At 74.5% G+C, this 12,929-nt stretch carries 10 protein-coding genes and 1 pseudogene; 8 read left to right on the top strand and 3 right to left on the bottom strand.

Annotation, left to right across the window (positions count from 1 at the left end; translation table 11 throughout):
• Positions 1–20 precede the first annotated feature (20 nt).
• The gene (locus tag M6G08_RS24550; protein WP_336299008.1) at positions 21–584 is read right to left on the bottom strand and encodes a DUF6215 domain-containing protein; all 564 of its coding nucleotides are present in this window, start codon (positions 582–584) and stop codon (positions 21–23) included.
• On the opposite strand from M6G08_RS24550, the pseudogene M6G08_RS24545 reads away from it, so the two are divergent.
• The 5 genes and pseudogenes from M6G08_RS24545 to M6G08_RS24525 form a co-directional block, all read left to right on the top strand.
• A pseudogene (locus M6G08_RS24545) lies at positions 553–780 on the top strand (MmyB family transcriptional regulator); the annotation flags it as partial. The gene M6G08_RS24550 and the pseudogene M6G08_RS24545 overlap by 32 nt on opposite strands.
• Positions 781–960: 180 nt before the next feature.
• Positions 961–3,543 carry a class III lanthionine synthetase LanKC gene (lanKC, locus tag M6G08_RS24540; protein WP_272589327.1) on the top strand — a complete coding sequence of 861 codons (2,583 nt, stop codon included), beginning with the start codon at positions 961–963 and terminating at the stop codon, positions 3,541–3,543.
• 56 nt (positions 3,544–3,599) lie between these two features.
• A complete protein-coding gene (ramS, locus tag M6G08_RS24535; protein WP_018849360.1) occupies positions 3,600–3,728 on the top strand; it encodes a mycelium formation morphogenetic lantipeptide SapB in 129 nt (42 codons plus the stop codon).
• Between the two features lie 160 nt (positions 3,729–3,888).
• Positions 3,889–5,601 (top strand): ATP-binding cassette domain-containing protein, encoded by a 1,713-nt coding sequence (locus M6G08_RS24530; RefSeq protein WP_272589326.1) that lies wholly within the window; start codon positions 3,889–3,891, stop codon positions 5,599–5,601.
• Positions 5,598–7,394: an ATP-binding cassette domain-containing protein gene (locus M6G08_RS24525; protein WP_272589325.1), complete on the top strand. Its 1,797-nt coding sequence runs from the start codon at positions 5,598–5,600 to the stop codon at positions 7,392–7,394. The genes M6G08_RS24530 and M6G08_RS24525 overlap by 4 nt, the downstream gene beginning before the upstream one ends.
• Before the next feature lie 45 nt (positions 7,395–7,439).
• On the opposite strand, the gene M6G08_RS24520 is transcribed toward M6G08_RS24525, so the two are convergent.
• Entirely contained in the window at positions 7,440–8,039 is a 600-nt protein-coding gene (locus M6G08_RS24520) for a response regulator transcription factor (RefSeq protein ID WP_272589324.1), read from the bottom strand.
• Between the two features lie 410 nt (positions 8,040–8,449).
• The gene (locus tag M6G08_RS24515) at positions 8,450–8,986 is read right to left on the bottom strand and encodes a hypothetical protein (RefSeq protein ID WP_272589323.1); all 537 of its coding nucleotides are present in this window, start codon (positions 8,984–8,986) and stop codon (positions 8,450–8,452) included.
• A gap of 508 nt (positions 8,987–9,494) precedes the next feature.
• Here M6G08_RS24515 and M6G08_RS24510 point away from each other — a divergent pair.
• Genes M6G08_RS24510 through M6G08_RS24500 form a run of 3 tightly spaced genes read left to right on the top strand, consistent with a single transcriptional unit; the run spans position 9,495 to position 12,912 of the window.
• A complete protein-coding gene (locus M6G08_RS24510; protein WP_383139136.1) occupies positions 9,495–10,787 on the top strand; it encodes a uracil-xanthine permease family protein in 1,293 nt (430 codons plus the stop codon).
• Positions 10,784–12,205 carry an amidohydrolase family protein gene (locus tag M6G08_RS24505; RefSeq protein ID WP_272589321.1) on the top strand — a complete coding sequence of 474 codons (1,422 nt, stop codon included), beginning with the start codon at positions 10,784–10,786 and terminating at the stop codon, positions 12,203–12,205. The genes M6G08_RS24510 and M6G08_RS24505 overlap by 4 nt, the downstream gene beginning before the upstream one ends.
• On the top strand, positions 12,202–12,912 hold the full coding sequence (locus M6G08_RS24500) for a sulfite exporter TauE/SafE family protein (protein WP_272589320.1): 711 nt from the start codon (positions 12,202–12,204) through the stop codon (positions 12,910–12,912). The genes M6G08_RS24505 and M6G08_RS24500 overlap by 4 nt, the downstream gene beginning before the upstream one ends.
• Positions 12,913–12,929: the final 17 nt, after the last annotated feature.

The raw sequence follows: 12,929 nt of genomic DNA, 5'->3' as shown, positions 1-12,929 counted from the left end.
CCATGGTGGTGCGCGGCGGTTCAGGCGGCCGGTCCGGACACCGTCGGCAGGACCTCCTCGGCGATGTCGACGAGAACACCGTCGTCCGGGGGGAACCCCGACGTGCTCCAGACGGTGATGTCGTGGCAGCCGCCCCGGTCCTTCCCGTCGAGGGCCACCGACAGGCTCCTGGCCAGGGGCCCTTGTTCCACCGAACCGCTCGATCCGCCGCTTCCGAGATCGATGGTGATCCCCATGGTGTGGTCCGAGGAGAGGACCGCGGGCCGGCCGAGGACCTCGAGCTGCTCGTAGTCCTGCTCGCCGCCGGTTTCCAGCACCCTGACGTACTGGGCGATCGACAGGTCGTCGTAGGTGGCCGAGACGTTCACGGTGTACGTGTCGAACGCGACCTCGGCCTCCGGCCGGGCGACCTTCCCGTCCGTCAGGGGCGCCGTGCCGATGCTGCCGGACGCCGCGGTCGCGGTCTCCGAGGGGGTTCCGAGGAGCTGGGCCGGGTCCGGCCGGTTGAGCGCGGCATCCTCGGCCCGCCCGGAGCGCGCCCCGAGCGTCGGCCAGAGCGCCGAGTTCCGCGCTCTGTGGGACAAGCACGAGGTCGGTGTCCGCCCCAGGCACGTGAAACGCTTCGTCCATCCGGAGGCCGGCGCCCTGGAACTGAACTGCCAGACCCTTCTCGACCCGGAGCCGTCGCACCGCCTGGTCGTCTACACCGCGGCCCCGGGCAGCGAGAGCCACGACCGGCTGCGCCTCCTCGCGGTGATCGGCCCGCAGGCCATGCGCTGACCCGCTGCGGGGCAAGGACCGGGAACTCGTGGCAGCGCGCTCGCACACGTGATCGGAGCACGAACGTGTCTGCAGTTACCTATGAGTTCCGCACACCGGACAGGTGACAGCTGTGACTGTCCCCGGCGAGGCGGCCCGTGACAGCGTCTTACCCGGCACCGACCGGTGGAGGGAGAAGGCGTGAACAAGGGCTACGCCGTGTACTGCGACGCAGACCCGCACTTCTACGACGCGCCGCACCGTGCCACTCCCGGCACGGCGACCGCCGGCACCCGGTACGCGGCGGCCGACCTGCCGGTGCCGCCGGGATGGCGGCGCACCGAGATCGGCGACTGGCTCGCACTGCGCCCCGTGGACGCCGTACTGCCGGGGCAGGGCTGGAAGCTCCACGTGTCCGCCTGCCTGGACAACGCCGAGTCCGTACTGGCGCGGGTGCGGGAGTACTGCCTCGACCGCGGCGTCGCGTTCAAGTTCGTGCCGAGCCGCTACCTGCTGCACCAGCGCAACGCCAAGTACGCGGACCGGTCGGGCAGCGGGAAGTTCATCACGTTGTACCCGGCGGACGAGGGCCGCTTCGAGCGGGTCGTGGGCGAGCTGGCCGCCTTGCTGGACGGCGAGCCGGGCCCGCGGATCCTGAGCGACCTGCGCATCGGCGGCGGCCCGGTGCACGTGCGCTACGGCAGCTTCACCCGCCGGAACTGCTACGACGATCAGGGGGAGCTGCGCCCGGCCATCGCCGACCCCTCCGGCGAGCTGGTGCCCGACGTCCGCGGGCCGGTGTTCCGCGTGCCCGACTGGGTGTGTGTCCCCGCCTTCCTGAAACCGCACCTCGACGCGCGGGCGACGGTCACGATGGCCGACGTCCCGTACACCGTCGAGTCGGCGATCCACTTCTCGAACGGCGGCGGTGTCTACCGGGCCCGGGACACCCGTACCGGCGAGGCGGTTGTCCTGAAGGAGGCCCGTCCGTACGCCGGGCTGGCGGCGGACGGCGCGGACGCGGTGGCTCGGCTGGACCGCGAGCAGCGGGCGCTCGAGCGGTTGTCGGGGCTGGACTGCACCCCCGAGGTGCGGGACCGCTTCGCCGTGGGCGAGCACCATTTCCTGGTTCTGGAGTACCTGGACGGCAAGCCCCTCAACACCTTCTTCGCCCGGCGCCACCCGCTCATCGAGGCGGACCCGGACGAGCGCCGGCTGGCCGAGTACACCGAGTGGGCGCTCGACGTGCACGGCCAGGTGGAGCGGGCCGTCTCACAGGTGCACGCGCGGGGCGTGGTCTTCAACGACCTGCACCTGTTCAACATCATGGTCCGCGACGACGGACGGGTGGCCCTGCTCGACTTCGAGGCCGCGCACCACGTCGAGGAGCCGGGCCGCCAGACGGTCGCCCACCCCGGGTTCGTCGCTCCTGCGGGCCGGCGGGGCACCGCCGTGGACCGGTACGCGCTGGCCTGTCTGCGCCTGGCCCTCTTCCTGCCCCTGACGAGCCTCCTGGCCCTGGACCGGCGCAAGGCGGAACACCTCGCGGATCTGGTCGCACGGCAGTTCCCCGTGGAGCGCGCGTTCCTGGACGCGGCGGTCGACGAGATCACCGGCGCGTCCGGCGCGTCACCGGCCGCCCGCGGTACGGGGCGTCGGTTCGTCCCCGTGCCGCCCGGCGACTGGCCCCGCAGCCGGGACTCGATGACGGCGGCCATCCGCACGTCGGCCACGCCCGCGCGCGACGACCGTCTCTACCCGGGGGACGTCGCCCAGTTCGCCACCGCGGGCGGCGGGCTCTCATTCGGTCACGGAGCGGCCGGGGTGCTGTACGCCCTGGCCGAGAGCGGGGCCGAGCGCGACGAGAACGCGGAGCAGTGGCTGCTCGACCGGACGAAGGAGCCGCCCTCGGGGATGCCGCTCGGCTTCCACGACGGGATCGCCGGCACCGCGTGGGTCCTGGACCGTCTCGGTCACCGGGCGAGGTCGCTGGAGCTCGCGCGGCTCCTGGCCGAGCAGTCCCTGGACCGTCTCGCCACGGACCTGCACAGCGGGACCGCCGGGATCGGACTGGCGCTGGACTCCCTGGCCGACCGCACCGGCGACACCGCCCTGCGCGACGCGGCGACGCGGTGCGTCGAACTCGGTGCCCGCCACTGCTCGGACGACGCACCGGGCCGCCGGAGCCGGGCCGGGCTGCTGTACGGCGCGACCGGCAGCGCCCTGTTGTTCCTGCGCCGGTACGAGCGCACGGGCGACGCCGGCCTGCTCGATCTCGCGCGCGACGCACTGCGCCGCGACCTCTCGCACTGCGTGCGCGGCGCGGGAGGAGCCCTGCAGGTGGACGAGGGCTGGCGCACCATGCCGTATCTCGGCGCCGGGAGCGTGGGCATCGGCATGGTGCTCGACGACTACCTCGCGCACCGTGCCGACGAGCGGTTCGAGCGGGCGCGGGACGAGATCGTACGCGCGGCGCAGGCCATGTTCTACGCCCAGCCGGGGCTGTACCGGGGGGTGGCCGGCATGGTGCTCTTCCTGGGGCGCACGACCGCCACCGGACCGGGGACCGGTCCCGCGGCGGTCCGGCGGCAGCTCGACGCGCTGGCCTGGCACGCCATGTCGTACCGCGACCACCTCGCCTTCCCGGGCGAGCAGATGATGCGCCTGTCCATGGACCTGTCCACCGGGACGGCCGGATGTCTGCTGGCCGTCGCCTCCGTCCACGGCGACCGGCCCGCCGGTCTGCCGTTCCTCCCACCGCCGCGGGACCAGCGGCGCCCATGAGCCGGCCCCGCCGGGGCCGTGGAGAGAACACCCGTTGTCGTACGGAAGGAAGAGACATGAACCTGTTCGAGCTGCAGTCGCTGGAGACCCCGAAGGAAGAGGCCATGGGCGACGTGGAGACCGGCAGCCGCGCGAGCCTGCTGCTCTGCGGTGACAGCAGCCTCAGCGTGACGACGTGTAACTGACGCCGTCCGGACCAGCTGACACGGTGAGCGCGGCACGCCGCGCTCACCGTGTCGCGCCCCGTGCGGCGCCGACCAGGAGAGGGGCAGACCGGTGGGAAGCGCTCCGGTCCCGGGCCGTTCGCGTCCGGTGGACGAGGCGCCCGGCACCGATCCCGGGCGCGTGCCCGAACTTCTGGTACTGGGATGCTCGGTGGCCGCGGCCGCCGCCGCCGTCGCCCAGCCCCTGGTCATCGGCCGCACCCTTGACCTGCTGCTGGGCGCGGGCCACGCCGCTGCCTGGATCGCGGCGAGCGTCGCACTGCTGGTCGGGGAGATCCTGCTCGACTGTCTCACCGCGTTCCTGACCGGCCGGTGCACCGCCGACTGGACCGCCGCCGTCCGCTCCCGCGCACTGCGCGGACTCCTGCACGCCGTGCCGGACACGGCCCGCGCGCACGCTCCCGGGGACGTCGCGACCCGGCTCACCCTCAACGCCTCCGACGCGGGTGCCGCACCGGCGGCCGGGGCGGCACTGGTGGCCTCCCTCGTCACACCGGCCGGCGCCCTGGTCGCGCTGGCCGTCGTCGACGTGTGGGTCGCCGCCTGCGTCCTCGTCGGGTTGCCGGCCCTGGCCCTGCTGCTGAAGGCGTTCGCGCGCGACACCGGGGTGTCGGTCGGGGCCTACCAGCGGGTGCAGTCGGACATCGCTGCCCGGCTGCTGGAGGCCGTGGAGGGCGCGGAGACCATCGCCGCCGCGGGCACCGCCCCCCGTGAACGCGACCGCGTGCTGAGCCCGTTGGCCGAACTGGGTGCGCTCGGTGAGCGCATGTGGAGACTGCACGGGCGGGCGCTGGCCACCGGTGGTGTCCTCGTTCCGCTGCTGACCGTGGCCGCCGCCGCCGTGGGCGGCCTCCGGCTCGGCGCGGGCGTGCTCAGTGCCGGCGAACTGCTGGCGGTGATCCGGTACGCCCAACTGGCCGCGGGGATCGGCGGCGCGGCCACGCTGGTCGGCGCGGTGGCCCGGGGCCGCGCGGCGCGGGAGCGCACCCGGGCCCTGGAGGAACTGCCCGCGCTGTCCTACGGAACCCGCACGCTCTCCCCGGGAGGACCCGGGACGCTGGAGCTGCGCGGGGTGCGGGTCTCACGAGGCGGTGTGGAAGTCCTGCGGGTGGACCGGGTTACGGTGCCGGGCGGCCGGACCGCCGCGGTCGTGGGCCGCAGCGGCTCCGGCAAGTCGGTCCTGGCCGCGGTGGCCGGCCGGCTGACCGATCCCGACCGGGGGCGGATCCTGCTGGACGGCACGCCTCTCGACGCGCTGACCCGGCCGAGTCTCCGCGCCGAGGTGGGCTTCGCCTTCGCCCGTCCGGAACTGGGCGACCGCACCGTCGCGGAGGCGGTGGCCGCCGGCCCTCGCGCCGTCTCGCCCCACCAGGTCCGGGCGGCCGTCCGCCTCGCCGGTGCCGACGCCTTCGTACACCGGCTGCCGCAGGGGTACGACACACCGCTCACCGACGCGCCGCTGTCCGGCGGTGAGTACCAGCGCCTGGGGCTGGCGCGGGCGTTCGCGCACGCGGGCCGGGTGCTGGTCATGGACGACGCCACCTCCAGTCTCGACACCGCCACGGAGCACGCGGTGGAACAGGCTCAGCGGAACTCCCCCTCCGTCGTCACCCGCCTGGTCGTCACGCACCGCCCGTCGGTGGCGGCGCGGGCGGATCTGGTGATCTGGCTGGAGGACGGACGGGTCCGGGCGGTCGGCCCCCATCGGCGGTTGTGGCGGGAGGCCGCCTACCGGGCGGTGTTCGGTGCGCCGGAGGAGGACGGCGGAGCGTCCGTCGGCGAAGGGCCCGCTCAGGGGCGGACCGGCGCGCTGCGCGGAGAGGCACGACCGTGACGCCCGCCGTGGAACGGAAGGACACGGCGGGCTCCCCCCGGGGCTCGGGAGCCGAGCGCGGGCTCGGGCCGTCCGCCCGTCGTTTCCTCGCCGAACGCAAGGGCGTGCTCGCGCGGCTCGCGGCGTGGTCGGTGGCGGAGTCGGTGCAGACCTTCCTGGTCGGCTACGGCGTGGCGCAGGCCCTCGACCGCGGCTTCCTCGCCGGTGACACCGCCGCGGGCCTCGGCTGGCTGGCGGTCGCCGCCTGTGCGGTGCTGCTGGGGGCCCCGGTGATCAGAGGGGTCTTCGCCGAGCTGGCCGGGCTGACGGAACCGCTGCGGGACCGTCTGGTGCGCCGCGCGGTGGACCGGACGCTGGCCCGCGCCCTGTCCCGGCCCGAGGGCGGGGACCGCGCGGCCGTCTCGCGGCTCACCAACCAGGTGGAGATGGTGCGGGACAGCTTCGCCGGTCTCGTGCTCACCCTGCGCTCCTTCGTCTTCACGGCGGCCGGGGCGCTGGCCGGGCTGCTCTCGTTGCACCCGGCTCTGGTGCTGGTCGTCGTGCCACCGCTGGCCGCGGGCGTGGCCCTGTTCCTGTTGACGCTGCGTCCGATGGCGGCGGCCCAGCGGCGGGCCCTCGCCGCGGACGAGGCGCTGGGCGACCACGCCGCGCGAGTCCGGAAGGAGCTGCGCGACGTCACCGCCTGCGGAATCCTGCCGGAGACGTCGCGGGACGGAGAACGCCTCGTCGCACGTGCCGCGGTGACCTCCCGTGTCCTCGCCCGCTGGGCCGCGGTACGGGCCCTGGCGCTCGGGGCCGCGGCACAGCTGCCCGTGCTGCTCCTGCTGGTGACCGTGCCGTGGCTGCTCGCGCGGGGTGTCACCACGGGCGCTCTGCTGGGGGCGTTCACCTACCTCGCGCAGGCGCTGCTGCCCGCGGTGCACTCCCTGGTGACCGCCATCGGCGCGGCGGGGAGCAGGCTGCTCGTCGTCCTCGAGCGGTTCACCGGCCCGGAGGCGAGCCCGCCCGTCGCCGACGCGCCCCCGCTGGGGTGGCGGGCGGGCACCCCGCGCCCTCCGGCTCCGGCACGGTCGCGGGCGGCCCCCGCGGTGGAGCTGTGCTCGGTGACCGTGCGGTACGGCGCTCGGGCGGAGCCGGTGCTCGACGCGCTGGATCTGCGCGTGGAGGAGGGCGAGCACGTGGCCGTCGTCGGTCCCAGCGGCATCGGCAAGTCGACCCTCACCCGGCTGGTCGCCGGCCTGTGCGTGCCGCGGGCCGGCACCGTGCGGGTCGCGGGCAGGGAGGTCGCCGGCCGGCCCCCGGCGGAGCTCCGCTCGCTGCGGGTCCTGGCCCCCCAGCAGGCGTACGTGTTCACCGGCACGGTGCGCGACAACCTGACGTACCTGCGGCCCGGCGCTTCCCGGGCCGCCATCGAGGCCGCCGTCCTGGACGTCGGCGCCGCGCCCCTCGTCGAGCGGCTGGGCGGGCTCGACGCGGGGCTGCGGCCCGACGAGCTGTCGCAGGGCGAGCGCCAGCTGCTCGTACTGGCGCGCGCGCATCTGTCCACGGCCCGGCTGCTCCTGCTCGACGAGGCGACCTGCCACCTGGACGCCGCGTCGGAGGAGCGCGCCGAGAGGGCGCTCGCACGACGCCCGGGAACCCTGCTCGTCGTGGCCCACCGCATGTCCTCGGCGGTCCGGGCCGACCGCGTCCTCCTCCTGGACGGCGTCCGGGCGGCGTTCGGCACGCACGAGGAACTGCTCGGGCGCTCCCCCCTCTACCGCGATCTGGTGGGCCACTGGAGCCGTACCTGAGCGTGCGAGGGGGGCGGGCGGGGTGATGGTTCACCCCGCCCGCCGTCACAGCCAGCCGGCGCTCTGGACGATGCGGATCGCGTCCACGCGGTTGCGTGCCCCGACCTTCCGGATCGCGCCGGCCATGTAGTTGCGGACGGTTCCCCGGGACAGGTGCAGGCCCACGGCGATCTCGGCGACGGACGAGCCCCGTGCGGCCTCGGCCAGGACGCTCAGTTCGCGGGCCGTCAGCGGCATCTCCGACGCCCGCAGCAGCGCCACCGTGAGCCGCTCGTCGAGGAAGCTCTCCCCCTTGGCCACCGTGTGCACGGCGTCGACCAGCCGCCGCGCGGGCGCGTCCTTGTCCACGAAGCCGAGCACGCCCGCGTCGAAGGCCCTGCGCAGCACCCCCGGCCGCTCGGGCGCGGCGAGGACGACGAGGCGCGTCCCGCACCGGTTCCAGAAGGACGCGCGGGCCACTTCCTCCCGCGGTCCCTCCAGACAGTCCCCGTCGACCACGCAGACGTCCACGGGCAAGTCGTGGTCGTCAGGTTCGTCGCCGCGGGCCGGCGTGGACGACACCTCGAGTCCGTCGGCGGACCGCAGCAACTGCACCAACGCCGACCGCAACAGCGCGGCGTCGTGCACCACGAGAACACGGACCATGTAGAACCCCCTGCCTTCCCCGGTCGCCCCCGCGGGCCACCGGGCTCGTCCCCCAGTCCCCAGCCGTCTGCCCCTGGGCACCGCCCAAGAAGCACGGTGTCCGGCCGCGTCGGGGTGGAAGCGATGCCAACGCGCCGTTCTCGGCGCCCGGAAGGCGGCCCCGGGCGACACCGGATGCGGCTGGAACACGTCCGTGGCACACCGGGCTCTCCCGGCGCGTCCGACGGGCGGGGTGCGCGTTGGCTGCTCCCGTCGGGTGCCGTCGCGGCGGGTACCCGGCGGGCGGGGCGGCGCTGCGCGGCCGGGCCGTGGTTACCGGAGCGTCACAGACTCAAAACAAGCGAAGTGAATGTGGCTCGAACGGCCCGCCCGCCCGGGCCTGTGGAGCATGTGCCGGTCCGGCCGCCGGGTCACTCGATGAGCGCGTCCGCGGCGATGACCACGAGCCCGATCAACATGTCCGCGACTCCTGCCCGGCAGGAGGCCGGCCAGCCGAGCCCGGCGGTGCGGGCCGCCGAGACTCCCAGGCCGAACAGGGCGACGGTGTTGAACAGCAGGGCCACTTCGGCGGCCGTGCCCTCGCTCCACCACTGGGCCAGCGCGCCGAGCAGGAGCAGCACGGTGGGCAGCACGGCGGCGACCAACGGCCACTCGGCGAGCATCGCCCGCGTCCTGCCGAGCCTCGCCGCTGCTTCCCTGGCGGCACGCTGGGCGATGACGTGCGCGTATCCGTGGGCGGCGCCCGCGGCCAGCGCGGTCAGGAGTACCCACAGCGCGTCCTGGCCGGGATCGGCCTCCTCCCCCGGCACGTCGAGCGCGGCCACCAGGGCGCTGGCCAGTACCAGACCGTAGATGCCCCGGAACAGCCACCGCTCCGCCGGCCGGGGCCGCCGGCCACCTCTCGGTGCGGTGGCCTCGGGTGGGACGTGGTCGGCGCGGTCGGGCATCGCATCGCCTCGGTACGGGGGGGACACTGGGTCGCTCCATGCTCACCCGGCACGCCCCCGGGGGTCGTGATGCCACGCGGGCCGGACACTCACCGGTGACCGCCGCTCGGACATCGGACGATGCGCGTGGGCGTCGTCCGGCCGGGCGGCCAGGCCCTTGACGGTGGCTGGACGGCCCTCCATACTGACGGCCAAATCGATTTGGCCAAATCGATTTGGCTCCCCGTCCGGGGCCGGATCGCGGCTGAAACCCGAGCGTTGTGCCCGTACGCCCGAACGGAGCCCGAGCGTGTCCGATCCCCGCAAGAGCCGGCCCGGAGCCGGCCAACCATCCGTACCCGGCCCGACGACGGCCACCCAGCCGCCCGCCCGCCCGGCCGGCCTGTCGGCCACCGCCGATCCCACCGAGACCGATCACCCCAAAGGGGCGGGTACCGGCGAGGCCCTGGCCGGGACCGGCGCCCGGCCGGCGCCCCACCCGGTCGACGAGTCGCGTCCGCTCCCGCGGATCGTGCTCTTCGGCATCCAGCACGTCCTCGTCATGGCCGCGACCCCGATCTCGGCGATGTTCCTGATGAGCGCCACCCTCGGACTCGGCGCCGAACTGACCGTCCAGCTGCTCTCCGCCGCCTTCGTGCTGTCCGGCGTCGGATCGCTGATCCAGTCGCTGGGGCCCTGGAAGTTCGGGCCGCGGCTGCCCTTCGTCATGCTGCCGGGCGGGGCGCCGCTCATCCTGTTCCTCTCGATCGCCGACCAGCACGGGCTGCGTACCGCCACCGGCGCGGTGATCCTCACGGCGGCCTTCTACTTCGTCGTGCTGCCGGTCTTCTCCAGGCTGCTGAGGTTCTTCCCCGCCCTGGTCATCGGCACCATGATCGTCATCGTGGGCGTCAACCTGGTGAAGGTCGGTGCGGTACTCGTCACCGGACGGCCCGGCACACCCGGCTTCGCCGAACCCTCCAACCTCGGCCTCGGCATGGCGACGATCGGGTTCACCGTCGCCTTCTACCTGGTCTTCACCGGCATCCTGCGCCAGCTCGCCGTGATGATGGGCCTGCTCGCCGGCACCGCGCTCGCCGGTGTCCTGGGCGCGATCGACGCCGGGAGCGCCGGGGGCGGCGGTCTGTTGAGCGTGCCGGAGCCGATGCCGTTCGGCTCGCCGGTCTTCAACCTCGTCGCCGCGCTGCCGCTGATGCTCTACAGCCTGGCCTCCATGGCCGAGGCCACGGGGCAGACCGTCATCAACGCCGAGGCCGTCGGCAAGGACATCGACGCGCGGACCGACGTCCCCAAGACCGTCCGCGGTGACGCCTTCACCTCCCTTTTGGGCGGCTGCTTCGGACTGCCGCTCATGGTCACCAGCGGGGAGAACATCGGCATCGTCCGCGTCACCGGCGTCCGCAGCCGGTTCGTCACCGCCGCGGCCGGGGTCGTCCTCATCGTGATCGGGTTCCTCGCGCCCGTCAGCCGCGCGATCAGCGTGATCCCGTCCGCGGTCGTCGGCGGCACCGCCATGGTCGTCTTCGCCGTCATCACCGTGCTCGGCATCCAGATGCTGGGCCGCTCCGACCTGGACAGGCACACCAGCACGTTCATCTGCGCCGTCGCCCTGGCCCTGGGGCTGCTGCCGATCCTCGTGCCCGGGGTGTACGGCGGGTTCCCGCCTAACGTCCGCATCCTCCTGGAGAGCGGCGTCGCCGTCGGCGCGTTCGTCGCCGCCGTCCTCAACATCCTCTTCCACCACGTCCGTCCGGGCGTCGCCGCCCGGCTGACCGCAACACGCACAGAAAGCGACCGATGACCCACTCCGAACGCGATCTCCTCGCCGCTCCCGGCCCGCTGCTCCTCGTGCCGGACAGACTCCTGCTGCCCGAAGGGCCGGTCGACGGCTGGTCCGTCGTGGTCCGCGACGGCCGCTTCGAGGCCGTCGGTCCGGCGGACGAGGTGCGGCGCGCCCACCCCGGGCTGCGGGCCGTGCGGTTGCCCGGCCGGCTGCTGATGCCCGGTTTCGTCGACGCCCACCACCACCTGACGCAGAGTTTCGGCGCCGCGCTCGCCTTCGGTGAGCCGTCGGAGATCTTCCGCCGGGTCTGGGTGCCGCTGGAGGGCGCGCTGGACGAGGAGTCGGCGTACACGGCGGCCAAGCTGGCCGCGCTGGAGGCGCTGCGCGGGGGCTTCACCACCGTCGCCGACGCCGGCACCCGCGCCGGGGTGGACGTCGACGTGGTCGCCTCGGCGGCGCGCGACGCCGGGATCCGCTGTGTCCTCGGCCTGGTCTGCAACGACGCCGACGAGACCGGCGGCGGTGACGGCTCCGTGGCCGTCCTGGAACGGGCCGAGAAGCATCTCGCCCGTTACGACGGCGACCCGATCGTCCACGCGTCCCTGGCCGTCTCCATCCCCGAGGCGGCCACCGAGGGGACCCTGCGGGCGACCGCCCGCCTGGCCGCCGAGGCCGGGGCCGTCGTACAGATCCACGTCAACGAGCACCTGGCGGGCGTGGAACGCTCCCTCGTACGGCACGGGTCGCGGCCCCTGGAGCACCTGCACGCCGTCGGGGCGCTCGGCCCGCAGCTGCTCGCCGCGCACGCCACGCTCCTCACGCCGCGCGAGCTGACCCTGCTCGCCGACACCGGCACCGCCGTCAGCTACAACCCGGTGGCCAGCGCGTGGAAGGGCAACGCGGTCGCGCCCGCCACCGCGATGGCCGAACGCGGCATCCGCTTCGGGCTCGGCACCGACGGCACCCGCGGCGACGGCTTCCGGCTCGCGGAGGCCGCCGAGTTCGCCCAGCGACTGGCGTACGGTCTCGTCAACGGGGACTCCTCGTGCGGTGCCGGCTGGACCTGGCTGGAGCACGCCACCCGCGGCGGTGCGGACGCCGTCGGTCTCGGTGCCCGCACCGGCACCATCGCCCCGGGCATGGCGGCCGACTTCCTCCTCGTCGACGTCGACACCCCGGAACTGGCGCTCTCCTGGGACCTGCCCTGGGAGCTCGTCCGGCGCGGCAACCGGGATCAGATAGCGGCCGTCTTCGTCGCCGGGCGGCTGCGTCTGTGGCACGGCATGCCCGTCGACTGGGACGGTCCCGCACTGGTGCGGCGCGCGGCCGAACTCGCCCGCGCCGCCGTGGACCGGGCGGACGTGACCCGGGTGCACCCCACCTCCTCGGCGGCACGCGCGCTGCACCGGGCAGGGGAACGGGGCGCGGCACGGTGACGTTCGCGACCCTGGCGGTGCTCGCCGTCACGGTGGCCGTGGCCGCCTTCGTCCAGGGCAGCAGCGGCCTCGGCTTCGCGCTGATCGTCGCCCCCGTGGCCGGCATCATCGACCCCCACCTGGTCCCGGTCTTCGTCCTGGCGTCGATGATCCCGCTCAACCTGTACGTCGCCTGGCGGGAACGGGCCTCGCTCGATCTGCGCGGCGCGGGCTGGATCACCGGTGCGCGGCTCGCCGCCACCCCGGCCGGGCTGGCGGTGCTCTGGCTGATCCCGGAACGCAGCCTCGGTGTGTTCGTCGGCGTGGCCACCGTGCTCGCGGCCGTCGTGAGCCTGGCCGCGCCCGCGTTCACGCCCGGCCGGGCCGCCTATGTCGGCGCGGGCGCGGTGACCGGGCTGACCGAGACCGCGACCGGCGTCGGCGGGCCGCCGCTGGCGCTGGTCTACCAGCACCGGCCGCCCGCCGAACTGCGCTCCACCGTCGCCGCCTGCTTCCTGGTCGGGGAAGTGGCCTCCCTGGCCCTGCTGTTCGGCACGGGGAAGGCAGAGACCGCTGAGCTCGGCCAGGCCGTCGTACTGCTGCCGGCGATCGCCGTGGGCGCGTGGCTCAGCCGGCTGGTGCACCATCGGCTGGACGCCCGCAGGACGCGGCTGTTCGTCCTGGTCTTCGCACTGGTCTCGGGGCTTGTCCTGATGCTGGGAGTGTGACGGCCCGGTACCGCCCG

The organism is Streptomyces sp. M92 (assembly GCF_028473745.1).
In the GTDB taxonomy this organism is placed as follows: Bacteria; Actinomycetota; Actinomycetes; order Streptomycetales; family Streptomycetaceae; genus Streptomyces.
The sequence above is the reverse complement of the archived record's forward strand: the minus strand, read 5'-3'. Positions and strand labels throughout refer to the sequence as shown.

Coding starts and splice junctions, on each gene's coding strand:
- M6G08_RS24505 (WP_272589321.1), top strand. CDS start 10,784: ATGACCCACTCCGAACGCGATCTCCTCGCCGCTCCCGGCCCGCTGCTC.
- M6G08_RS24520 (WP_272589324.1), bottom strand. CDS start 8,039: ATGGTCCGTGTTCTCGTGGTGCACGACGCCGCGCTGTTGCGGTCGGCG.
- M6G08_RS24515 (WP_272589323.1), bottom strand. CDS start 8,986: ATGCCCGACCGCGCCGACCACGTCCCACCCGAGGCCACCGCACCGAGA.
- ramS (WP_018849360.1), top strand. CDS start 3,600: ATGAACCTGTTCGAGCTGCAGTCGCTGGAGACCCCGAAGGAAGAGGCC.